At 54.9% G+C, this 23,179-nt stretch carries 20 protein-coding genes; 12 read left to right on the top strand and 8 right to left on the bottom strand.

Features of this window, described 5'->3' with window-relative positions; all coding sequences use genetic code 11:
• The first annotated feature begins 23 nt into the window (after window positions 1-23).
• The 3 genes from PYL13_RS18415 to PYL13_RS18405 are packed head-to-tail and all read left to right on the top strand — an operon-like array spanning window position 24 to window position 2,826.
• Window positions 24-926 (top strand): carbohydrate ABC transporter permease, encoded by a 903-nt coding sequence (locus tag PYL13_RS18415; protein WP_259148860.1) that lies wholly within the window; start codon window positions 24-26, stop codon window positions 924-926.
• On the top strand, window positions 923-1,750 hold the full coding sequence (locus PYL13_RS18410; RefSeq protein WP_192489643.1) for a carbohydrate ABC transporter permease: 828 nt from the start codon (window positions 923-925) through the stop codon (window positions 1,748-1,750). Before PYL13_RS18415 ends, PYL13_RS18410 begins: the two co-directional genes overlap by 4 nt.
• Complete coding sequence (locus PYL13_RS18405; protein WP_259148861.1) at window positions 1,747-2,826, top strand: ABC transporter ATP-binding protein; 1,080 nt, start codon at window positions 1,747-1,749, stop codon at window positions 2,824-2,826. The genes PYL13_RS18410 and PYL13_RS18405 overlap by 4 nt, the downstream gene beginning before the upstream one ends.
• A gap of 138 nt (window positions 2,827-2,964) precedes the next feature.
• Here PYL13_RS18405 and PYL13_RS18400 read toward each other — a convergent pair whose 3' ends face one another.
• Genes PYL13_RS18400 through PYL13_RS18390 form a run of 3 tightly spaced genes read right to left on the bottom strand, consistent with a single transcriptional unit; the run spans window position 2,965 to window position 5,748 of the window.
• Window positions 2,965-4,104 carry a mandelate racemase/muconate lactonizing enzyme family protein gene (locus PYL13_RS18400; protein WP_275643165.1) on the bottom strand — a complete coding sequence of 380 codons (1,140 nt, stop codon included), beginning with the start codon at window positions 4,102-4,104 and terminating at the stop codon, window positions 2,965-2,967.
• 11 nt (window positions 4,105-4,115) lie between these two features.
• Complete coding sequence (locus PYL13_RS18395; protein ID WP_259148863.1) at window positions 4,116-5,036, bottom strand: dihydrodipicolinate synthase family protein; 921 nt, start codon at window positions 5,034-5,036, stop codon at window positions 4,116-4,118.
• A complete protein-coding gene (locus PYL13_RS18390) occupies window positions 5,029-5,748 on the bottom strand; it encodes a GntR family transcriptional regulator (protein WP_192489639.1) in 720 nt (239 codons plus the stop codon). The genes PYL13_RS18395 and PYL13_RS18390 overlap by 8 nt, the downstream gene beginning before the upstream one ends.
• 125 nt (window positions 5,749-5,873) lie before the next feature.
• On the opposite strand from PYL13_RS18390, the gene PYL13_RS18385 reads away from it, so the two are divergent.
• From PYL13_RS18385 to PYL13_RS18365, 5 genes are all read left to right on the top strand, one after another.
• Entirely contained in the window at window positions 5,874-7,469 is a 1,596-nt protein-coding gene (locus tag PYL13_RS18385) for an ABC transporter substrate-binding protein (RefSeq protein WP_259148864.1), read from the top strand.
• 123 nt (window positions 7,470-7,592) lie between these two features.
• Window positions 7,593-8,657 carry an ABC transporter permease gene (locus tag PYL13_RS18380; RefSeq protein ID WP_371815336.1) on the top strand — a complete coding sequence of 355 codons (1,065 nt, stop codon included), beginning with the start codon at window positions 7,593-7,595 and terminating at the stop codon, window positions 8,655-8,657.
• 9 nt (window positions 8,658-8,666) lie between these two features.
• Entirely contained in the window at window positions 8,667-9,578 is a 912-nt protein-coding gene (locus tag PYL13_RS18375) for an ABC transporter permease (RefSeq protein ID WP_371815344.1), read from the top strand.
• On the top strand, window positions 9,571-10,425 hold the full coding sequence (locus PYL13_RS18370) for an ABC transporter ATP-binding protein (protein WP_192489636.1): 855 nt from the start codon (window positions 9,571-9,573) through the stop codon (window positions 10,423-10,425). The genes PYL13_RS18375 and PYL13_RS18370 overlap by 8 nt, the downstream gene beginning before the upstream one ends.
• Window positions 10,422-11,195 carry an ABC transporter ATP-binding protein gene (locus PYL13_RS18365; RefSeq protein WP_259148865.1) on the top strand — a complete coding sequence of 258 codons (774 nt, stop codon included), beginning with the start codon at window positions 10,422-10,424 and terminating at the stop codon, window positions 11,193-11,195. The genes PYL13_RS18370 and PYL13_RS18365 overlap by 4 nt, the downstream gene beginning before the upstream one ends.
• Before the next feature lie 346 nt (window positions 11,196-11,541).
• Here PYL13_RS18365 and PYL13_RS18360 read toward each other — a convergent pair whose 3' ends face one another.
• Window positions 11,542-12,453, bottom strand: coding sequence for a LysR family transcriptional regulator (locus PYL13_RS18360; protein WP_259148866.1), 912 nt, complete (start codon window positions 12,451-12,453; stop codon window positions 11,542-11,544).
• Window positions 12,454-12,715: 262 nt separating this feature from the next.
• Between PYL13_RS18360 and PYL13_RS18355 the strand changes: the two genes are divergently transcribed.
• From PYL13_RS18355 to PYL13_RS18340, 4 genes are read left to right on the top strand one after another with little or no spacing between them, the layout of a single operon-like run.
• Window positions 12,716-14,803 (top strand): TonB-dependent siderophore receptor, encoded by a 2,088-nt coding sequence (locus PYL13_RS18355; RefSeq protein ID WP_441296683.1) that lies wholly within the window; start codon window positions 12,716-12,718, stop codon window positions 14,801-14,803.
• A 26-nt stretch (window positions 14,804-14,829) separates the two neighbouring features.
• Window positions 14,830-15,735 carry an iron-siderophore ABC transporter substrate-binding protein gene (locus tag PYL13_RS18350; protein ID WP_250984594.1) on the top strand — a complete coding sequence of 302 codons (906 nt, stop codon included), beginning with the start codon at window positions 14,830-14,832 and terminating at the stop codon, window positions 15,733-15,735.
• On the top strand, window positions 15,732-17,699 hold the full coding sequence (gene fhuB / locus PYL13_RS18345) for a Fe(3+)-hydroxamate ABC transporter permease FhuB (protein ID WP_275643164.1): 1,968 nt from the start codon (window positions 15,732-15,734) through the stop codon (window positions 17,697-17,699). The genes PYL13_RS18350 and fhuB overlap by 4 nt, the downstream gene beginning before the upstream one ends.
• A gap of 46 nt (window positions 17,700-17,745) precedes the next feature.
• Entirely contained in the window at window positions 17,746-18,555 is an 810-nt protein-coding gene (locus tag PYL13_RS18340; RefSeq protein ID WP_250984596.1) for an ATP-binding cassette domain-containing protein, read from the top strand.
• Between the two features lie 25 nt (window positions 18,556-18,580).
• On the opposite strand, the gene PYL13_RS18335 is transcribed toward PYL13_RS18340, so the two are convergent.
• The 4 genes from PYL13_RS18335 to PYL13_RS18320 all read right to left on the bottom strand — a co-directional run bounded on the left by PYL13_RS18335 (window position 18,581) and on the right by PYL13_RS18320 (window position 22,887).
• Window positions 18,581-19,531 (bottom strand): sugar-binding transcriptional regulator, encoded by a 951-nt coding sequence (locus PYL13_RS18335; RefSeq protein WP_250984597.1) that lies wholly within the window; start codon window positions 19,529-19,531, stop codon window positions 18,581-18,583.
• Window positions 19,532-19,553: 22 nt separating this feature from the next.
• Window positions 19,554-21,026, bottom strand: a complete 1,473-nt coding sequence (locus PYL13_RS18330; RefSeq protein ID WP_250984598.1) for an FGGY family carbohydrate kinase — start codon at window positions 21,024-21,026, stop codon at window positions 19,554-19,556.
• A gap of 83 nt (window positions 21,027-21,109) precedes the next feature.
• A complete protein-coding gene (locus PYL13_RS18325) occupies window positions 21,110-22,078 on the bottom strand; it encodes a transketolase family protein (protein ID WP_250984599.1) in 969 nt (322 codons plus the stop codon).
• A complete protein-coding gene (locus PYL13_RS18320; protein WP_250984600.1) occupies window positions 22,078-22,887 on the bottom strand; it encodes a transketolase in 810 nt (269 codons plus the stop codon). The genes PYL13_RS18325 and PYL13_RS18320 overlap by 1 nt, the downstream gene beginning before the upstream one ends.
• Window positions 22,888-23,179: the final 292 nt, after the last annotated feature.

The following is a 23,179-nucleotide window of genomic DNA, read 5'->3' as shown; positions in this document are numbered from 1 at the left end:
TGAAGCGATCATAAGAGGTTCTGATGAGACGAATACTCTCCAGTATAAGCGATGGTCGCGGTTTCGACCTGATGCTGGTTGGCGTGCCCTTTGCATTCCTGTTTGCGTTGGCCGGCCTGCCGCTGATCTACAATATTCTGATGAGCTTTCAGGAGGTGGACATGTTCAGCCTCGGCAGCTTTATCAGGCCATTTGTGGGCTTCGACAACTATGTTGCTCTATTCAAACAGCCGGAAACGCTGCCAATCCTGACCAATACGCTGATCTTCGTGCTTGGCTCCATCGCGGGTCAGTTCGTGATTGGTTTTGGTCTGGCCCTGTTTTTCTGGACGAGTTTTCCCGGCTCCACATGGCTGCGTGGATTGTTCCTTGTGTCATGGGTCATGCCAGGGTTGGTCGTCGGCGCGATCTGGAACTGGATATTGTCTGGTGATTTCGGCGTGTTGAATTTTTTCCTGCGGGAAAGTGGTTTGATCAGCGACAATATCTTCTGGCGCTCCGATCCCGATTTCTCCCTCTGGGCCGTCGTTATTGCCAATATCTGGCTAGGCACGTCCTTCAACATGATCTTGCTTTCGGTTGGTCTGTCCGCCATTCCCGGTGATCTCTATGAGGCAGCCGAGATGGACGGCGCCAATGCCTGGAACCGGTTCTGGACAATCACCTTGCCGATGATGCGTTCGACCATCGGGGCTATTATTTCTCTGGGTCTGATTTTTACCCTGCAGCAATTCGACCTGTTTGCGGCCATAACCGACGGTGGACCCAACAATTCCTCCAATGTTGCGCAGTATTGGGCCTGGGATCTGTCATTCCGCCAATATGACTTTGGCAGAGGTGCGACGATCTCGGTGATCATGACGGTGTTCGTGATGTTTGCGGCGGCAGTTTATGTCCGCTCGACACGGCATGAGGTGCGCGGATGAATGAAACATCTCGTAATCGTTTGATGCTGGCTATCGCTCTCGTCATGGCGGCAATCTATCTGTTTCCGCTATACTGGATGTATATAACCGCGATCAAAGCCGGCTCGGAAATGTTTGCCAATCCGCCAAGTTTCTGGCCTTCGACTGCACAGTGGGGCACGTTTACCTATGTGTGGGAAAGCCGGAATATGGGGCGGTACCTGTGGAACTCGACATTGATTGCGTTCGGGTCCGTTGCGCTGATCACCGTGCTTGGAACCGGCTGTGCTTATGTACTGGCGCGTTACAGAAACGTCTGGATTGATGCCGGTCTTTTCCTGATCTTGATGTTGCAGGTTCTGCCGGCCTCGTTGATGGTGACACCGATCTTCGTCGGCTTCACGCAAATCGGCCTGCTCGATTATCCACGTTTTGCCGTCATTCTGGCAATTGCCGCCAAAAGCATGCCGTTTTTTGTCGTGCTTGTCCGTGCAACCTTCATGGCCGTGCCGTTGGAGCTGGAAGAGGCGGCACTTGTGGATGGCAACTCCCGTTTTGGTGCCTTTTTTCACATCGTTTTACCGCTTGCCCGCAACGGCATTCTGGTCAGCGCAATCCTTATCTTCATGCAGGCCTTCGGAGAGTTCGTCTATTCCAAGTCGATGATCCAGGATGTCACTTTGCAGCCGGCAAGTGTTGGCCTCAATTCATTCATGGGGCCAAACACCAGCGAATGGAACAACATCATGGCCTACGCCACAATGTATGTAACGCCAATCCTTGCGATCTTCGTGCTGTTGCAGCGACGTATCGTCTCCGGCCTGACCTCAGGAGCTCTGAAATGACCCAGCAAATCGAACTGTCGGGCGTGAACAAATATTATGGCGCCTATCATGCGCTGAAGAACATCGATCTTTCTATCCGCAAGGGTGCGTTTGTAGCACTGGTCGGTCCGTCCGGATGTGGCAAGTCAACTCTGCTGCGTTCGCTCGCCGGGCTTGAGACAATCTCTGCCGGAGATTTGGTGATAGCGGGTGAGCGGATGAATGACGTTCCGCCCAGAAAACGTGACCTTGCCATGGTGTTTCAGTCCTATGCGCTTTATCCGCATATGACAGTGGAGCAAAATCTTACCTACAGCCTGAAAATAAAGGGCGTGAAAAAGGCAGAAGCAAAGAAGGCCGCCGAAGAGGTCGCGGCCATCACCGGACTTTCTGATCTGCTTCATCGTTACCCTAGGGAATTGTCGGGCGGCCAACGTCAGCGTGTGGCAATGAGCCGTGCGATCATTCGTAACCCCAAGGCCTTCCTGTTCGATGAACCTCTATCCAACCTCGATGCCGCTTTGCGTGTCCACATGCGCAAGGAAATCCGGGCGCTGCACGACAGGCTGGGCGCAACATCGGTCTATGTGACGCATGATCAGGTCGAGGCGATGACCATGGCAGACCATGTCGTGGTGATGCGCAGTGGCGTGATCGAACAGCAGGGCAGGCCGCTTGATCTCTATGACCGACCGGCCAACCGCTTTGTTGCCGGTTTTATCGGTTCACCCGCAATGAACTTCATTCCTGCGCGGTCATCGGCGGATGGAAAATCGCTAAGCCTCAATCTTGGTGGTGAACAGGTCATTGAACTCGGAAAGGTCTTGCCAGCCAACACAGAATTGCTGGTTGGCGTCCGGCCGGAACATCTGGTGCTGGCAGCGCCCGATGCGCCAGGGTTTGATATTCCGGTCGCCGCAGTCGAGTCGACTGGTGCAATGACCTATGTAACGTCCGCCACATCACCGGAAATCGTCGTTGTTTTGAACGGCAGGTCTCCGCTTACGTCGGATACATCCATCCGCCTGACTTTCGACCGGGACAACATTCATGTGTTCGATGCGAAAACAGAGCTGCGGATTGAGCCTGGCGTTTAAGCCATGCTCGCTTTTCAGGAAAAGCGCCGGACACTCAAGTGCAGAGGGCGCACCTTTTCCGTCCCGGTAACCAAGGTTTTCTGAGGATAAAACGACGCGGGTGGCCAACATGGAACACCCGCGTCTTTTAACATTTTTTTACGGATAGGCGGTTCCACCGTCTGGTTTGCGGGTGATCTTGCGCTCCCAGTGAATATAATCTTCTTTCACAAGGGCTTTTTCATCGATTTCAATGCCCCAGCCCGGACGGTCCGGACGCAGTTCCATATGGCCATCGACAGGCATGTATGGGTCCAGTGCCCATGGCGCATGAATATGGGGTTTGAACTCGAGGATCTTGAAATTGGGCTGGGCCGCGCAGAAGTGAATATTCACTGCTGTGGCCAATGGACCCATCGGGTTGTGCGGTGCGATGGTGACGTAATGTGCCTCGGCGATTGCCGCGATGCGCCGCATTTCACTGACACCGCCCACAACGCAAATGTCGGGCTGAATGATGTCGGCTCCACGTGCGGACAGAAGCGACAGGAACTCGAAACGTGAGTAGAGTGATTCACCAGTGGCCAGCGGCACTGTGACTTTGGATTTCAGTTCACTCCAGGCCGGTATGTGCTCCGGGCGGATCGGCTCTTCGTAAAACAGCGGGTCGTAAGGCGCGATGGCCGCGGCCAATTGGACCGCCTGATAGGGCTCAAAAATCTTGGCATGAGCATCAAAAGCAAATTCGAACTGCGATGGTGTGATGTCTCTGATCTTGCCGAACCAGTCACCCGTTTCCTTTACCAGTTCACCCCAGCGGCCGGTATGCAAGTCGCGGCGGAAGGGGCTGAGCTTGAAGGCAGTGTAACCGTAATCCTCTTGCAGTTTCATGGTTTGGTCACGGGCATGTTCTGCATCCGGCGCTGTGTAGACGCCGCAATAGACCCGCACGCGATCACGCACATTACCGCCCAGCAGCATATAAACCGGCAGACCGGCGGCTTTGCCAGCAATGTCCCACAATGCGTGATCAATGGCTGAAATTGCAGCAAGGCCCAGCGCACCAGGCGGAAAGCGGCATTGCTGGTTGAGCTTCAGCACCAGATATTCCACACGGCGAGGATCCTCGCCCTCAATCTGATGGAACAGATAGTCCAGGAGTGGCGGCAAGGCCCAGTCGGGACCATGATTGTAGCATTCGCCCCAGCCGGAAATTCCCTCGCTGGTTTCTATTTTTAGAAGCAGGCGCGGGCGATCATCGACGCGCTGCATATATGTTTTTATACCGGTAATATGCACGTTAACTCTCCTCAGGCAGCCTGCTGCTCGTTGCTGACCCGGTCAACCACGTTGCGCAGCAAGGCGCGTTCGCTTTCGTTGAGCGAAACCACGCCGGGAAGACGGACCGGACCAACATCATTGCCGAGCATGCCGAGCGCTTCTTTGACGACCGTGACATTGGCGCCGTTATTGTATTTGGTGCGAAGCGCTTCGAAACCTGCGATGCCGTCGATCAACTGGCGTGCTGTAGCATAATCACCCGCTTCCAAAGCCGTGTGGATGGCATGCGAACGTTGCGGGAAAACGTTGACGAGACCTGATGTGAAACCGCGCGCGCCGAGCGCGTAAAAGGCCGGAGCCCAACCCTCGGCAAGACCGCAAACCCAAACGGCCGGTGCATCCTGTGTGGAGCGGATGATGTCTGCCAGCAGCATGAGGTTTGACGAAGCAAACTTGATCCCTGCAATGTTGGAATGCAGTGCCAGTTCACGGAAATCAGCCACCGAAAAGCCGTCACTGCGCACATAAGCGATGACCGGCACGGTAGACGAATCTGCCAGCTCGAGGAAATACCGCGCCTGATAGGAGGGGCCTGCAAACGGGTCCATCGGGTGATGGCCCATGATGGCATCTGCACCTTCAGCAATTGCGTCTTTCGCCAATGCTTTGGCATCGGCCAGCGAGCGGCCAACAGCCGCACTGACCAGTGCCTTGCCATCTGCGGCACGGATCGTTGTGCGGTGGACGAGGCGAATTTCGTCCATAGTCAGCGTGAAAAATTCACCGGTATTGCCTGCAGCCATCAGGTTGTGCACGCGGGCTGCCGCCAGCCCCTTGATCAGCGTGTCGAGCTTCTCGACGTGAACGCTGCCGTCAGCGTGGTAGGGGGTAACCGGCACTCCAGAAATGCCAGTCAGTGCCTTTCTTACGATTTCGAGCTTCTCACTCACCCTTGATGTCCTCCCTTTTTCCAAAAACGATTGCGAGATATGTCTCGCCAGAGCGCACCACATGGTCGCGCATCTGCTTTTCTGCTCGTTCCGCATCCCCTGCTATGATGGCATCGGCAATGGCTGCGTGCTCACGCAACGCCTTTTCGCGCTCTGCGGTATCCGAGTGAATGATGCGGCGAATGCTGGCGTCATAAAACTGCTGACGCTCAATCAGCTTTGCCAAATATTGACAGCGAGATGCCTGATGGATCTGGTCATGGAATGTTTCGTTGAGCGCAATAAGCTCATCGACATCGCCACTTGATGTGGCGACTTCCATAAGGCCGACAGTGGCCCTTAACGCTGTGGTCGCCTCTTTTGACATGCGCCGGGCTGCGAGATGGCCAATCATCGATTCGAGAGCCGCGCGTGCAAGGATCATTTCCTCTGCCCAACCCATGTTGAAGCGGATGATCACGCCGCGTCGTGGCAATGCCTGAACAAGCCCCTCTGCTTCCAGCTGTCGCAACGCCTCCTTGATGGGGGTGGTGCTGACGCCAAACTGCTCCGCTAGTTGCCGTTCGTTGACTTTTTCGTCAGGGGCGAAACGACCGGCAATGATCGCGCCGCGCAGGATGCGATGCACGTGATCACGGACGGTAATCTGGAGTTGTGGGTCCAGTTTCTCAATGCGCCCCTGTGTCGATGAAAGATCCGGTAGATCAGCCATTGATGCAAAATCCTGTTGACGTGTTATCGAACTTGTGAGATCTGATATACCAGATTTCAGATCGATGTCGATATGAAAATTGTGGTTTTCAGAGGTTGAGGAGCCTCGTTGTGGAGGAGAAGAGCATGTTAAGACGCCATTTCCTGACGCTTGCCGGTGCTGTTGCCATGTCAGCAGCATTGCCTTTTGCCGCGTCAGCGGCGACGCCCAAAGATCAACTTGTCATCGCGACCAACATGTCGTCGATGCGTGGTCTGGATCCGCATGAATTGAACCAGCTTGAAGCGGCTGAAGTTGTCGCCAACCTCTATGAGCGGCTGATTGTTTTGCCGGCCGACAAGATTAACGAGCCTCAGCCGGGTCTTGCTGAAAGCTGGACTGTTTCCGAAGACGGCAAGACTTTTACGTTCAAAATTCGCTCTGGCGTGAAGTTCCATTCCGGCAATCCACTTACGGCTAAAGATGTAGAATGGTCGCTTCGCCGTTTGGTAAAGTTGGGGCTGGCGCCGTCGACAGATCTGCGCCAATGGGGTTTTTCAGCTGACAATGTTGATAGTCTGATCAGGGCAACTGACGATCAGACTGTCGAGATCAAGACCGCAGATGTGTGGAACGCAGATTTGCTGTTGTTGTCTTTGGCAAGCTTTTCCACCTCTATCCTGGACAGCGCATTCCTTGCCGACAAGGAAAAGGATGGCGACATGGGGCGTGCCTATCTGCAGACGGCGGATGCGGGTTCCGGCCCTTACTCCTTGCGCTCATGGCGTTCCAACGAAACGCTGATTGCCGAGGCGTTCCCCGATTATTGGCAGGGTGCTCCTGCAATGCGCCGCGTGCTTTTGCGTCACCTGCCGGAATCGTCTGCGCAACGTTTGCAAATCGATGCGGGCGACATGGATGTTGCGACACGTCTTTCCTCGACAGATCTGGCAGCCCTTGAGGCAGGCGGCAATGTCGAAATCCAGAAAACGCCGGGTTTTGGATTCTATTATGTGGCGCTGAACCAGAAGGACGAAATTCTTTCAAATCCTAAGGTTCGCGAGGCATTCCGCTACCTCATCGATTATGACGGGCTGTCTTCCACAGTGATGAAATATTACGGCATCAAGCAGCAGAGCATCATTCCTGCTGGTCTTCCGGGGGCAATCACCGAAAATCCATACAAACTGGATATTGAAAAGGCCAAGCAGTTGCTGGCCGAGGCCGGTTATCCAGATGGCTTTTCCAAAACCTATTATGCGACGCCGGTAACGCCGGAATATGAGGTGGCACAGTCCCTTCAGGCCAATGCTGCAAAGGCTGGTATCAAGCTGGACTTGCAGGGTGGTGACCACATTGGCAAGTTCCGCGACAGGGCTTTTGAGATATTCTCTGCCCGTTCAGGTGAACGTTTGCCGGATCCGCATGCGGTTCTCGCGTCCTATGCTACCAATGCCAACAACGCCGATGAAGCAAAGCTGACCGGTCTTCTTGCTTGGCGTTCTGCCTGGGATGTTCCGAAGGATATTCAGGACATGGTGTTGGCCGCAGCACATGAAACCGACAAGGCAAAGCGTGCCGATCTCTATGGCAAGATCAATAAGGCCTATCTGGAATCCTCGCCTGCTTTAGTCACGTCATTCCAGAGAACGGATGCCAAGGCAGTCCGCAAGGACGTGAAAGGTTATGTCGGTCATTCCACCTGGCTGACCCGCTGGGATACCGTGACAAAGGGTGAATAACTCTTTTCGGGAGAGCCTGTCTGATCGGATCAGACTGGCTCTCTGTACCTCTTTTAAGTGACGATAGTCTCACTGGCACCATTGGTGCTGTGTGCGGATTATGCTCCAGCAAGGATTTCCGAATTGAACTCCTCCCAGGCAACCGCCACAAGGGTATCGGGCAGCAGTAAAAAGCTGCTGTCCTCAATCCGAAAAATCGCCACATCATTTGCGGTGATCCTGACAACCCTGTTTGGGCTTTTGGTGATAACCTTCGTTATCGGGCGTCTTGTCCCTGCCGATCCGGTTATCGCGGCCATCGGCGACCAGGCCGATCAGGCCACATATGAGCGCGTTTACAAGGAAATGGGGCTGGATCGTCCTCTTTACGAGCAGTTCGGGACCTATCTGGTAAATGTGGTGCAACTGGACTTTGGCCAATCTCACATTACGAAAAATACGGTTTCAAGCGACCTGGCCCGTGTCTTCCCGGCAACGATTGAACTGGCGACGCTCGCCACCATCATTGGTGCAGGACTTGGCGTCCCACTCGGCGTGGTTTCTGCAGTGCGCAAGGGAACATGGGTCGACCACCTAGGGCGCGTTGTCGGACTTATGGGGTATTCGACGCCCATTTTCTGGCTCGGTACCATCGTCATCTTGGTATTTTACGCGAAATTTGGCCTCATCCCCGGCGGTGGGCGCATCGATATTTACAATGAAGGGCTTGTCGAAGGGCCGACCGGTTCTTTGCTGCTGGACTCCGTACTGGCTGGCGAGTGGGAAGTGTTTCTGAGCGCGCTGCACCATGTTATCGCGCCCGCTCTTATCCTTGGTTACGCAGCGATGGCGTATCTTAGCCGTATGAGCCGCAGCTTCATGCTGGAGCAGTTGCGCCAGGAGTACATTCTCACCGCCCGCGCCAAGGGGCTGGGACAACGCGCTGTTGTCTGGCGGCATGCATTTCGCAACATCCGCGTCCAGTTGTTGACGGTAGTGGCTTTGGCTTATTGCGGACTGCTTGATGGCACCGTGCTGATCGAAACGGTTTTCGCATGGCCGGGTCTTGGTCAATATCTGACATCGGCACTGTTTTTTGCGGACATGAATGCAGTGCTTGGCAGTGTGCTGCTGATTGGCCTCATTTCCATCGCGATCAATCTCCTGTCGGATATTGTCTATCGCTTCATCGATCCACGGACGCGGTGATTTATCATGATGAAAAACGGATCTTTCACCACCCTGCATAATTGGTTGATCAGCGAGGACTTCACGTCTTCCCGCCAGGCCAGGCTACATAAAGCTTATGTTGCCTGGCTTGGGCTGCTGGCCAATCCGCTGGCCTTTACCGGCTTTCTGGTGGTTCTTGGATTGATTGTCGTGGCTATTGTTGCGCCCGCTATCACCAGCTACAGCCCCTATGATCAAGATCTATCGCGCGCCTTGCAGCCACTATCTTGGCAGCACTGGTTTGGAACGGATGAATTTGGTCGTGACGTTTATACCCGACTTGTCTATGGCGCGCGAACAACCCTCTACATCAGCATTCTGGTGACACTGATCGTAGCGCCCATCGGCTTCATGATTGGCGCAATGTCCGGTTATCTCGGGGGATGGGTGGATGTGGTGCTGATGCGCATTACTGATATTTTCCTTTCCTTTCCGAGCCTGGTTCTGGCGCTGGCCTTTTCGGCGAGCCTTGGACCTGGCATCGAGAATGCGGTGATTGCCATTGCATTGACGGTGTGGCCCCCAATCGCCCGCCTTGCGCGCGCCGAAACGTTGACATTTCGAAATGCCGATTTCGTCGTAGCTGCAGAGTTGCAGGGGGCGGGAATGATGCGCATTCTTCTACGTCATATCGTGCCGCTTTGTGCACCATCTGTGGTCGTGCGTCTGACGCTGAATATGTCCAGCATCATCCTGACGGCTGCCGGTCTCGGTTTCCTTGGTCTTGGTGCGCAGCCGCCTATGCCCGAGTGGGGTGCTATGGCGGCCTCGGGGCGCCAATATCTGCTGGATGCCTGGTGGCTCACGACCATTCCCGGCATTGCCATTCTCATAGTCAGTCTCGCCTTCAACCTGTTGGGTGATGGCCTGCGCGATATTCTGGACCCAAGAAATGGCTGATTCAAAAGACACAATTTTGAGCGTGGAAAATATGTCGGTGGAGTTTCCAACACTCTCCGGCGTGGTAACCGCAGTGCGTGACGTATCCTTCAATGTCGGGCGTGAGAAGGTCGGCATCATCGGTGAATCCGGTTCCGGTAAAAGCACCGCAGGTCGTGCTATCATGCGCCTTCAGCCCCCGCACGCGCTTGTCAAAGCCAAACGCATGCAGTTTGAGGATGTTGATCTCCTCAAGGCAAGCGAGCAACAGATGCTGTCGATACGCGGCCGTCGTATTGCCATGATCCTGCAGGACCCGAAATATTCACTCAACCCGGTGATGACGGTCGGTGAGCAGATTTCCGAGACGGTTATTCTGCACGAACATGTTTCGAAAAAGGAAGCAAGGTCGCGTACGCTAGCGATGCTAGAGCGGGTGAATATCCGTGATCCACAGCGTGTTTTCGATCTTTATCCGCATGAGGTCTCTGGCGGTATGGGCCAGCGCATCATGATCTCCATGATGCTGATTGCCTCGCCATCGTTGATCATCGCCGACGAGCCAACCTCTGCACTGGATGTCACGGTGCGTCAGCAGGTGTTGTCAATCCTCGATGAACTGGTCATGGAGCGCAACATTGGCCTGCTGTTCATCTCGCATGATCTCAATTTGGTACGTAGTTTCTGCGACCGTGTCATCATCATGTATGCCGGGCAAATCGTGGAAACGATTGCTGCAGCTGATCTCGATAATGCGCGCCACCCTTACACGCGCGGTCTGTTGAATGCACTGCCGAGCCTAGAGCATCCACGTGACAGGCTGGATGTGTTGCGGCGCGACCCGGCCTGGTTGGAGAACCGTTCATGAGTATGATTAAGGTCGAACATCTGCAGGTCTCCTATGGCGCTGGTGATATGCTGCTGCGCGTGGTTAATGACGTGTCTTTTGAGATTGCCGTCGGCGAAACATTTGGTCTGGTTGGCGAAAGTGGATGTGGAAAATCGACTGTGCTTGGTGCCCTTGCCGGGCGTAATCGGCAATGGACAGGGGCCGTCACCATCAATGGTGAAGTCATTGGACAGAAACGCACAAAATCGCAACTCGCCACACAGCAGATGGTGTTTCAGGACCCATTCGGATCCATCCACCCACGCCACACGATCGGCCGTACATTGCTGGAGCCACTGGAAATTCATGGCAAGGACCGCCGCGAGGAGCGGATTGAAAAAGTGTTGACCGATGTCGGCTTGCCGCACAGTTTTCGTTACCGCTTTCCGCATCAGCTTTCAGGTGGCCAACGTCAACGTGTGGCAATCGCTCGTGCGCTTATTCTGGAGCCTCGCATTCTGCTGCTGGATGAGCCGACATCAGCACTCGATGTGTCGATCCAGGCCGAGATCCTCAACCTGCTGAAAGACCTCCGGGAGCGTGAGAAGCTCACTTACATTCTTGTCAGCCATGATCTGGCTGTCGTCGCGCATCTGTGTGACCGGGTTGCGGTTATGCAGAACGGCGTGTTTGTCGAGGTCGCCGAAAAACAACAGCTTATCGATGGAACAGTGAGCCATCCCTACACCCGCGTGTTGATGGATGGCAGTCGGGGTTATGTGCCCAAGCGCAGCACTGTTCCAGCCTGATCTTCATTCTGGCGGCCTGACTGGGAGGTTAATTTATAAGGGTTGTGGCAGCGCGTGCATTGCGGACGTAATCGGTTTCAATGCCGCTTTCGCGGCCTATCGTTTGCCGTCTGTCGATGACGGTGCGCAAGCGTTCTCTCCCGCAGAATACTACGCTTCGTTTTGCTGGCCCATCTGAGGAATCTATCAAAGTTTGCCATGCATGCCAGATGATTCCAGCGTCGATGTGACCGCGTCGGTACCCGAGGCGGCTCAGTCTGGAATGTTGTTTTCCCGGCAGTTTTTAATATCCGCACCCCCTTTACGCCGAGACCTATGATCTATGCGGGCATTCGGATAGGCAAATTTACAGCCGATTGTAGGTGATGAAGGCGCGCACCGCAGGCGATGCTTCGGTTTTGCGGTGAGCAGTGGCAAGATCCGAAGTAATGTTGTTGTCAATGATCGGCACGTATCGGATAGTCGGCAACATCAGACAATTCAGCGACTTCGGTACCAGCGCAATTCCAAGTCCAACAGCCACCATGCTGGAAATGGTGGTAAAATCGCGCCCGAGTGGGCTGATGATCGGCTGGAACCCGGCCTCGTTGCAGGCGCTGATCGTGTTGTGATGAAACCCGACATCCGGTGGCTGTCGCGGTGTGATGAAGGTCTCATGTGCAAGGGCGGATAGTTGAAGCTGTTTGGCGTGGGCAAGTGGATGTTTTTCAGGCAGCACGACCACCAGCGGCTCTTTCAAAATGATGTTGGTCGTTATGCCTTCCGGTATCGGAGCCGGAGGCCTGATGTAACCGAAATCAAGCGTGCCATCTGCGATGCTTGCAAGTTGCATGCGCATTTCCATTTCCGTCAGTTGCAGTTCCACATCCGGATAGGATGAGCGAAAACTGGTGATGGACTGCAACATAGAGCCGGCATAAGCAGCCGATGCGACATAACCGATCGAGATGCGCCCTGTCTCGCCACGGTCAAGGCGTTTGAGTGCTGCAAGTGTCGCGTCCGCGTCGGCCAGCAGCTTCTTGGCGTCGGCATAAAGCAGTTGCCCCGGCAATGTCAGGTTAACTGAGCGTTTCGTCCTGTCCAGCAGGGGCATGCCGACAATTGCCTCAAGGTTCATGATTTGCTGGCTAAGACCGGGTTGCGCAATGCCGAGTCTCGCTGCCGCACGCTCGAAGTTTCTTTCGTCCACCAATGCGGTGAAATATCTAAGATGACGAAGTTCAAAACTGTCCGCTTTGGCAATTTTGGGTCCAGCCATGGCCGTCACTTTCGAAGTGAAAATTAGAAGAATTACAAACTATGCAATTATGCGATTATCATAATTTTCAATTATGAAAATACTTATCTTTGCTTATTGGAACATTGTGAGCCCTCTGAGTAATAAGATGACAAAAAAAGTCCAGAAAATATGTCGTCTCGACATAGGACATGTGATTGGCTGTCATTTGAGGGTTTGCAACGTGGGTATCAATCAGAAGCGCAGGTCACTTTTGACCACTGATCATGTTTTGGCTGTTGCGATGGTCATGGTATGGCCGCAACTGGTCAGCGCGCAGGATTCCGGCAGCGCGGTACAGCTCGGAACAATCACTGTGCAAGGCGAAGGGCAGGAAAACCCTAAGGGACCTGTAAAGGGCTACGTTGCCAAAAGCAGTTCAACGGCCACCAAAACCGGCACGCCTATCCTTGAGACACCACAATCCGTATCGGTCATCACCCGCGACCAGATTGATGCGCAGGATGCCAAGACGCTGACTGAGGCGTTGCAATATACGCCGGGTGTTGTCGCTGCCCCTTATGGTTCTGACGCCCGGTTCGATTCTCCGACAATTCGCGGGTTTGATGGTCGCCAGGTCCAATTCCTGAATGGGCTTCGCATCATGCGCACCGCTGGTGCCGCACCGATCGAGCTCTATGGTCTGGAACGGGTAGAAGTGCTGCGCGGTCCAGCTTCTATTCTGTATGGTCAGGCCAACCCCGGTGGCCTGATCAACCAGATCAGCAAACGTCCGACATTTGATGCTTTTGGTGAGGTTGGCGTCCAGATCGGTAGTGACGACTATTATCAGACGATGTTCGATCTTGGCGGTCCGATTGCCGATAGCGAAAACTTCGCCTATCGCCTGACCGGAGTGGCACGCAATGCCCATGACGAAAGCGGATTTCTCGACAACGACCGTTATTTCGTCGCGCCTGCTTTCACTTGGAAACCGGATGAAGACACGTCGTTGACGGTTCTGACCAGCTTCCAGCGCGATAATCCAAGCTCACCATCCGGACTGCCGCCGGCCCTGACGTTGAACGCAACGGGTGTAATGCTGCCGCGCGGTTTTTATGTCGGTGATCCCTCATTTGATTTTTCCAATCGTAAACAGACCAATATCGGTTACGAATTTGAACATCGGTTTGATGAAACCTGGACCTTCAGGCAGAACTTTCGGTATTCGAACCTCGACTGGAACTATCAATCGCTTGGGATGAGTTCCGCAGGCAATGGTATGGCTGGCAGCCTCATCGCTCGAAACGCCACTTTTCAGGACGAACGTCTGAATACGTTTAATGTCGACAACAACCTGCAGGCCGAGTTTGCTACTGGCGGTATCGACCATAAGCTGGTGTTCGGTCTTGATTATCGCAATTTCGATAACAAGGTAAAAACCGAGTTCTGGCGGGCGATCTCACTTGATCCTGTCAATCCCGTCTACGGCGGGCCAATCTCACTCATTTCGCGCTCGACATATGCAGATGTGAAATCGACCCTAACGCAACTGGGCATTTACGCTCAGGACGAGATGTCCTACGATAACTGGCGTGCGACGGTTGGCTTGCGCTATGACTGGGCTAGCACGGAAGGTGGCGCGATTTCTGCGCCTGGCACGGCTCCAAGATCACGCAGCAAGGATGATGAGAAGCCGACTGGTCGTGTTGGTCTTGGTTATGTGTTCGATAATGGTATCGCGCCCTATGTCAGCTATGCCACATCGTTCGAGCCAACGCCGGTTCCCGCCAATGGGAAATTGCTTGAACCGACCATGGGCGAACAATGGGAAGCCGGCATAAAATACCAACCACAGGGCTGGGACGGTTTCTTCTCCGCTGCTGTTTATGATCTGCTTCAAAAGAACGTATCCTACCAGATCTCATCAACGCCTCTTGTTTACGGTCAGTATGACGTACGTGTAAAAGGTCTGGAGTTGGAGGGCGTCACCAGTCTTGCGGATGGGCTCAACCTTCGTGCAGCCTATACCTACATGGACACGGAAATTGTCAGCGGCACGAATAACGGCAGACGTTATGAGAACGCTCCAAGGCACTCTGCAGGCCTGTGGCTGGATTATACCTTTGCAGAAGATACGCCGCTGGAAGGATTTGGCATGGGGGGCGGTGTGCGATATGTCGGCCAGCGCTACGGCAACTCAACCAACACGTTTGATATGAGCGCCGTGACATTGTTTGATGCGGGTGTGCATTACGACAAAAACAATTACCGTGCCTCGCTGAATGTCCAGAACATTGCAGACAAGGAATATCTAGCCAGCTGCGGTACATTCGGTTGCTATTACGGAAATGGCCGCACGGTAATGGGCAAGCTGACCTATCGCTGGTAAATACGGGCAATTGATAACGATCCGGAATGACGGTGCACACAAAACTCAACGTATCAGGCCTTGGGCGGCGACAGGTTCTTGGCCTGCTCGCCGCGCCGCTATTTGGTCGGTTGGCACAGGCTGAGGTCTTTCCGCAGCGTGTAGCAGCCATTGATTGGGCGATGCTGGAAACCGTCATGGCGCTTGGTGTAAGGCCCGTTGCCGCGACTGAACTTATTCAATTTCGCAAGGACAGTGTTGAGCCTGCAGTGCCGGAGACTGTCGCGGATCTGGGTTTGAGAGGTTCTCCAAATTTTGAACTTCTCTATCTCTTGCGGCCCGAGCTTATTCTGATTTCGCCATTTTATACCCGCTATCAGCAGCAGCTTGAGGCCATTGCACCAACCATGTCGCTGCCGTTTTACGTCAAGGGTGAGCCGCCCTTCGGCAAGGCACTTGCGGCGGTCACTGCGTTGGGCGAGCGACTTGGCAGGTCCACACAGGCGCAAGAGGTACTGCAGCAGGCCGGGCATTCGCTGGAAACGATGCGTGAGCGTCTTTCACCCTACGCCAATCGTCCGACCTACATCATCAATATTGGTGACAGCAGGCATTTTCGCGCCTTCGGCAGCGACAGCATGTTTGGCGACATCCTGATGCGGCTTGGTCTGCCGAATGCGTGGCGTGAGGGTTCGCGTTTTACCTTCGCAGCGCCGGTGCCGCTGGAAACTCTTGCGGAAAATCCGGATGCGCGGATTGTCGTTGTGTCCAATGTGCCGGTGGAGGCGCGCAGCGGGTTGCGCAGAAGCCTGATCTGGAACGCACTTGAGCCAGTCAAGAACAAGCGATTGGTGATGCTCGACAACGTCAATCCTTACGGAGGTGTGACGGCCGGTATGCGTTTTGCGCGATTGTTGACGGAAGCACTGCTAACCAATGAGGATGCGCTGTGACCGTCAGGACAATCTGGAGCCTCGCCGCAGCAACACTGCTTCTCGCTCTGGCACTCGCCACCTATACAGCGCTACAAAAATTGCCATTACAGGGCTGGCCTGCCATTCCGTTTGATGCGGCACGAATGACGACCGATCAGATCATTCTTGCCTATGCGATATTGCCACGGTCAGCGGTTGCGGTACTGGCAGGCGCCATACTCGGGCTTTCCGGTGCACTTCTGCAACGGCTTCTACAAAACCCGATTGCCGACCCGTCTACGCTTGGCGTGTCTGCAGGCGCGCAACTTGCCATCGTCGCTGGCACCTTGTTTTTCCCGGAAGTGCTGGATGGCTACCGTGGTCTGGTCGCGCTGTCCGGTTCGTTCATGGCGGCATCGGTTGTTTTCCTGCTTGGATGGCGACGCGCCTTCGAGCCCGTTTCGATGGTTGTCTCAGGTCTTCTGGTCGGCGTGACGGCGTCTGCGATTTCTGCGGCACTGACCCTGTCGCAGGGCGAGTATCTGATGTCACTCGTCACCTGGAATGGTGGTTCGCTGGGCCAACAGGACTGGTCGGTATCCCTGTCATTGCTGCTTCAGTTGATCGGGGGGCTGTTCCTGACCTTGCTTCTGATCCGACCTCTGGTGGTTCTGGCGATTGGTGATGCCGGTGCGCGGTCTCTCGGGGTCTCGCTTTTCGGGATTCGTTTTGCCATCGGGGCATTGGCTGTTGCGCTATCCGCCGGTGTTTCAGCTGCTGTCGGACTTGTGAGTTTTATCGGACTTGCTGCGCCGGCACTGGTGCGGGGGCTTGGTGTTCGTAAACCAGCCCATATCCTCTTTGCCGCTCCGGTCGCAGGGGGCCTATTGCTTTGGCTTTGCGACGGTTTTGTCCAGTTGCTGGCATCAACAACCAGTGAAAATTTCCCGACAGGTGCTGTGACCGCGCTGATCGGCGGCCCGCTGCTGTTGTGGCTTTTGCCGCAGGTCCGCTCCGATGATGCCCATCAGCCAGGTGTCGTGGAACAGCAGAACCGTCGATCGCTGTGCAGTCTTCTGCTGTTGTCTGCTTTTATCCCGGTCATTGTCTTTGTTGCACTGGCTGTTGCCAAAACCGCTGATGGCTGGCTGATTTTGAATATGCAGGACTTCAAAGATCTTCTGCCGCTTCGTTGGCCCCGTTTGCTGGCGTCGGCTGGTGCCGGCGGTCTGCTTGCTCTCGCAGGCGCAATTCTGCAGCGACTGACCGGCAACCCGATGGCAAGCCCGGAAGTGATTGGTGTGAGTGGCGGAGCAGGCATCGGTTTTGCCGCCGCGATTACTATTTTCCCGGCAGCTGGCATGTTGCAATTGTTTGCCGGGGCAGGCCTCGGTGCAATCGCCGTGATGATTGTTGTGCTGATATTCTCCAGCCGGCAGCATCTTTCGCCGCAACGCATTCTGCTGGCCGGTGTTGCGGTCAGTTCCTTCAGTTCTGCAATCCTGGCGGCACTGCTTGCCGTTGGTGATCAGAGATCATGGCAGATCCTGTCCTGGCTGGGGGGTACTGCATCGACTGCGACTCCGGTTACCGCCATGGTTTTGGGCTCACTCGGCGTTATTATCCTGTTTCTGTGCCTGACGCTTTCCCGTTGGTTGACGATTATGCCGCTCGGAGCTTCCGTGCCGCAAACGCTGGGAGTGCCTGTCCGGGCAGCACGAACTCTGATGATATTGGCTGCCGGGCTGGGAACTGGCGCTGCTGCGTTGCTGGTTGGTCCGCTTAGTTTTGTGGGACTGATGGCGCCGCATATTGCCTTCAGGGCAGGATTTACAGGGTCTCGCGATCATATGCTGGCGACGTTCCTGCTGGGAGCAATGCTGATGTTGATTGCAGATATCGGCGCAAGAACAGTGACATTCCCTTACGAACTGCCGTTGGGATTGTTTGCTGCCATGGCGGGCGCGCCCTATCTCATTTGGCTGATAGGCAGGCGCGCATGACAAATGTGATTGCGATTATGTATGCGGTAATGAGAGGAGCAGGGGCATGAACAGTGTTGTTACATCGCAAAACGATGAGGCTGCTCCCTTGTTCTCATTAAAGGATGTATCGCTGTCTTTACAGGGCAGGACGTTGTTGCAGCCCTTGACCTTGTCGCTGCCCGCGAAACGCACCGTTGGTTTGATCGGTCATAATGGCTCCGGCAAATCGACACTGCTGAAAATCCTTGCCCGTTTGCAAAACCCGACCGGCGGGGATGTCTCTTTCTGCGGAAAACCACTGTCGGACTGGAGCAATCGCGAGTTTGCGCGAGGGCTTGCTTACCTGCCGCAAAATACACCGCCAGCATCGGGCATGCTGGTGCGGGAACTGGTGGCTCTTGGTCGTTACCCATGGCACGGGGCGCTTGGTCGGTTCAGCAATGTTGATCAAAAAAAGGTCGATGAGGCAATTGAGCTGACAGATATCGGCCCATTCCTTGACCGGCTTGTCGATACGCTGTCTGGCGGTGAACGCCAACGGGTGTGGCTGGCGATGCTGGTTGCCCAGGACGCACATTGCCTGCTGCTGGATGAGCCAATTTCAGCGCTTGATGTGGCGCACCAGATTGAGGTGCTGTCACTTGTTCAGCGTCTCTCGCATGAAAAGGGTCTCGGTGTTGTGGTGGTGCTGCACGACGTCAACATGGCGGCTCGCTTCTGCGACGACATTATCGCACTTCATTCCGGCAAGTTGATCGCACGCGGCAGCCCGGATGAAATCATGACATCGCAAGCCCTGCAAAAAATCTACGGCGTTTCGATGGATGTCATCACGCATCCGGCCACCGGCAGGCTGGTGGCGCTGGCGCTATAAACCGTTGCAACCGCTTTGAAAAATCTCAATTTGTCAGACGAGCGGCGGTAAACTTGTCGGTGACCAGCACGTCTATGACGCCAAGTTTCAACGCGCCGGCAATGGCTTCGGTCTTGGACTCTCCACCGGCCAGTGCCATGACGCGATTGGTCTTACGCAGCTCTTCGAGTGAAAGGCCGATAACCCGATCATTGAGTGGTGTTTCCACCGGTTTACCGTCCTTGTCGTAGAAGCGGTAGGAAATCTCACCAACTGCGCCAGCATCGTGCAGCATGGCCATCTCCTGCGGAGAGAAAGTGTTGCCGGACCGGGCCAGAAGCTCTGACGGTTCGACGGCGCCAATGCCGACAATGGCGAGGCTAAGGCGGCTGAAAAGGTCCATGGTTTCACGCACAACCGGGTCGGCCAGCATGACGAGCTTTGCTTCTCGCGATGAGGTGATGCCTTGTACGAGGAGAAGGCGCGGTTCGCCACCGGTCAGCCGGGCAAGACGCGCGGTCAACTGTGTCGCATGGGTTTGCACTGACGCATCGCCCATGCCACCAAGCACCTGCACAATGTATTTGGCCTTTGCGTTTTTTAGCGGATGAATGTTGTCCACCATACGCAGAATGGTCTGGCTCCAGCTTGAGACACCGATGATTTCATCCGGCTGAAGTGTGACCTCCAGAAAATGTGCGGCTGCTTCGCCAATGCGCGCGGTAATGGCGCTGTCACGATCTTCCGAACAGTCGATAACAATGGCTTCGGTCAGGCCGTAGCGATCACGAAGGGCGTCTTCGAGCTCTGCGAAGGTGCCAGCTGGTGGAATTACCGTCGTGCGAACGATATCTTCCTGCTCGGCGCGCTTCAGCATGCGCGACACGGTTGCCTGAGACATATGCATGATTTCAGCAATTTCGGACTGCCTTTTGCCTTCGATATGGTACATCTGGGCAATTCGGGCGATCAGTCGCAGCTCATTGAGCCGTGCCATGCAAACCTCCGGCAGTGAATTTTTATTCACTCATAGATGAAGGGACGGACACGGTCGAGCGATAGATTGCGTCCTGCCAGACATGCAGGCGATCCATAACATCGGAGCTCCGTGGGGTGATTGTATTGCTGTTGCGTGGTAGCGCACTGATGGCTGTCAGATCCGACCACACACCCAGTGAAAGGCCGGCAAGATAGGCAGCACCCAATGCTGACGCCTCCGGCGCATCACATTGAATGATCGCCCGATCAAGAACATCGGCCACGCATTGCATAAGGAAAGTGTTCTGGCTTGGACCGCCATCAACGTAGAGACGACCCATTGGTGTCTGCGACTGCGAGGCCATGGCTTTGAATACGTCATGCACCTGAAAGGCGATGGAATCGGTGACTGAACGCGCCATCTGCGCCCGCGTCGTGTTGAAGGTCATGCCAGAAAACAATGCGCGTGCATCGGAATGCCAGTAGGGCGCGCCAAGCCCGACAAAGGCTGGAACGAAACCGGGTCCGCCGGGGGCGGCCGTCGCGGCAAGTTCGGTCAGTGCCTGCACATCGGGAAGGCCTAGCATCTCGACCATCCATGGAAGAGAAGCGGCCGAAACCAGAATATTGCCCTCAAAAGCATAGGTCGGTTTGCCAGCAATCGACCACGCAATGGTCGTGGTGATACCTTGTTGAGGCGCAATGAAGCCGGGAAGGGTGGTCATGATTGACGACCCTGTGCCGAAGGTTGCCTTGCCATCGCCGGGATTAAACGCGCCATGGCCGAACAATGCGGCATGGCTGTCGCCAATGGCGGAGGCAATCGGAATGCCGTCCTTAAGACCCGGCACATTGCTGGTGGCGCCAAAATGCGCGGCGCTATCGCGAACTTCCGGTAGTGCGGACTTGGGAACACCAAATAGGGTGCACAGTTCGTCGCTCCAGACTTGGACGTTGAGATCATATAGCTGGCTGCGGGCGGCATTGGCTGCATCACATGCGTGGACCGCGCCGCCGGTAAAGCAATGGATCAGCCAGGCATCGATGGTTCCCAGTTTTACGTTATGTCCTGCTGGTGCCCGATCCAGAAGCCATTTCATTTTCGGGCCAGGGAACATCGGGTCAATCGGCAAGCCCGTCAGTGCCTGCACGCGCGGCGCATGTCCGGCGGCAATCAACGCGCTGCAAGTCGCAGTGGTGCGGCGGCACTGCCAACTGACCACCGGTCCCAGAGGTTCGCCTGTTTGCGCATCCCAGATGGTGACGGATTCGCGCTGGTTGGAAATTGCAATGCCAATGATCTCGACATCGGGAATCGACTGAATGCAGCGGGCAATTGCTTCCTGCACGGATACCCATAATCTGACGGGACTTTGCTCAACCCAACCGGGCTGGGGGTGCTCGATGCCGACAGGTGATGAGCCACGCGACAGGATTTCGCCTGCCGTGGAAACAAGCACGGCCTTCGAATTTGTGGTGCCCTGGTCAATGGCGAGAATGGCAGTCGTCGTCATGGCAGCTCCGGTATAGGGGCATCAAGGACCGGGCAGTTGGCTTCGACCAAGGTCTGCCCGGCATTGAATTTAGGGACGGCAACTCACGCCTGTGAAGGCTTCCGTGCAATCAGCGCAACGGCTGCGTCTGCGATGGCGGCGGGTGACATTCCGAATTCATCCAGCAGGAATTCTGCGGAGCCGGTCGGTGCAAAAACACCGGGAACGCCAAGGATCTTCATAGGCACAGGTGCCTCAGTCACTACGCATTCGGCAATGGCAGAGCCAAGACCGCCATACACAGAATGTTCTTCGGCCGTCAGGATGGCACCTGTATCATGAGCCGCCTTAACAATGGCATCGACATCGAGGGGGCGAACGGTTGCCATGTTCAACACCCGGGCTTCAATTCCCTTCGAGGCCAGAATCTCGGCGGCTTTCACCATGCGGTGGGTCAGCGTGCCGTTGGCGATCAAAGTGATTGCATCGCCATCCCGCAACAGATTGGCCTTGCCCAGCTCGAATGTGTGATTGGCGGGTAGCAAATCCGGTACGCCGACACGCGACAGACGCAGGAAAACTGGACCATCGAAATTGGCAGCCCATTCGACCGCGGCTGCAGTTTCGATGGAATCGCATGGTGCGATGACCGGAAGGTTCGGAAGAACGCGCGTCCAGGCAAAATCTTCAATCGAATGATGTGTCGGGCCGAGTTCGCCGTAGGCCATGCCGGAGGAAATACCGATCAACTTCACATTGGCATTGGAGTAGGCAATATCAGCCTTGATCTGTTCAAGCGAACGGCCGGTCAGGAAACAGGCCGCGCCACAAACGAATGGCAAAAGGCCACCATTGGCGAGGCCAGCACCAACGCCAACCATGTTCTGTTCGGCGATGCCGACGTTGACGAGGCGTTCCGGCCATTTGGCTTTGAAACCGCCAAGTTTTGAGGAGCCGACGGAGTCGTTACAGACGGCAACGATCCTGGAGTTTTCTGCGCCAAGGCGCTCGAGCACTGCGACAAAGGCGTCGCGGCAATCATGCAGTTTTGGAGAAGGTGTTACAGCGTTCATCACAGCGTCTCCGAAAGCTCAGCCAGGGCAATTTTATACTGTTCTGCATTTGGCACCTTGTGATGCCAGTCGACGGTATCCTGCATGAAGGAAATGCCGTGGCCCTTGTTGGTATGGGCGACAATGCAATGCGGTTGGTTACCGCGCGTTTCCAGTGCTGGCACAATCTCGTTCATGGCATTTCCGTTGATTTCGGAAACGGTCCAGCCAAAAGCCTCGAGTTTCGAGGCAAAGGGCGCGAGATTGTTGGTATCCTTAAGGGCGGCACCCTGCTGGAACCGGTTATGATCGATGATCAGGGTCAGGTTATTGAGGCCGAACTGTGCTGCCGAAGCGATAGCTTCCCAGTTTGAACCTTCCTGCATCTCGCCATCACCTGTCAGGACATAGGTATGATACTTCGCGCCTGTTATCTTGGCTGCCTTGGCCATGCCGACGGCGACCGGTAGGCCATGGCCCAATGGCCCCGTGTTGGTTTCTACGCCCGGAACCTTGTTGCAATTAGGGTGACCGTTCAGGCGCGAATGTGGCTTGAGAAATGTGCTGATTTCCGCTTCCGGAATGAAACCTCGTTTGGCCAGCGTGACATAAAGCGCCAAGGCAACATGGCCCTTGGAAAGTACAAAACGGTCGCGCTCAGGGTGTTTGGGCTGATCCGGCCAGATACGCAGAACCCGGAAATAGAGGGCCGTCAAAACGTCGATGGCCGACATTTCCCCGCCAATATGGCCAGCTCCGGCTTCGACGACGGCTTGAAGATCGCGAAGACGAATTTGTCGGGCGATATGTTCGAGATCATTCGGCTGCATGAAATCCTCATATTGAATATATATTCACTTATCAATATATTTTCACATTCAGGCAATAAGTCAAGCATTAACCGCGAATAAGCGCGTCTCTGAATCGCGCATTAGTTTGCTTCGAGAATTAAAAAGCTTTTGTGAATAAATATTCTGCGTTGGGTGGGCTGAGTGACAATGCGTGCGGCCCCGTCCGCAGCTGAATGACAAAACAGTTGCCATTGCAGTAAAACATGAATATTTTTATCATGAAAATCCGTGATGGCATGGCAGCTTAGAGAGGCGGTTCTCCAGATTGGAA

The sequence above is a fragment of the Agrobacterium sp. Azo12 genome, from assembly GCF_029193765.2.
Taxonomy (GTDB): Bacteria; Pseudomonadota; Alphaproteobacteria; order Rhizobiales; family Rhizobiaceae; genus Agrobacterium.
This window is presented reverse-complemented; position numbering and strand designations above follow the sequence as displayed.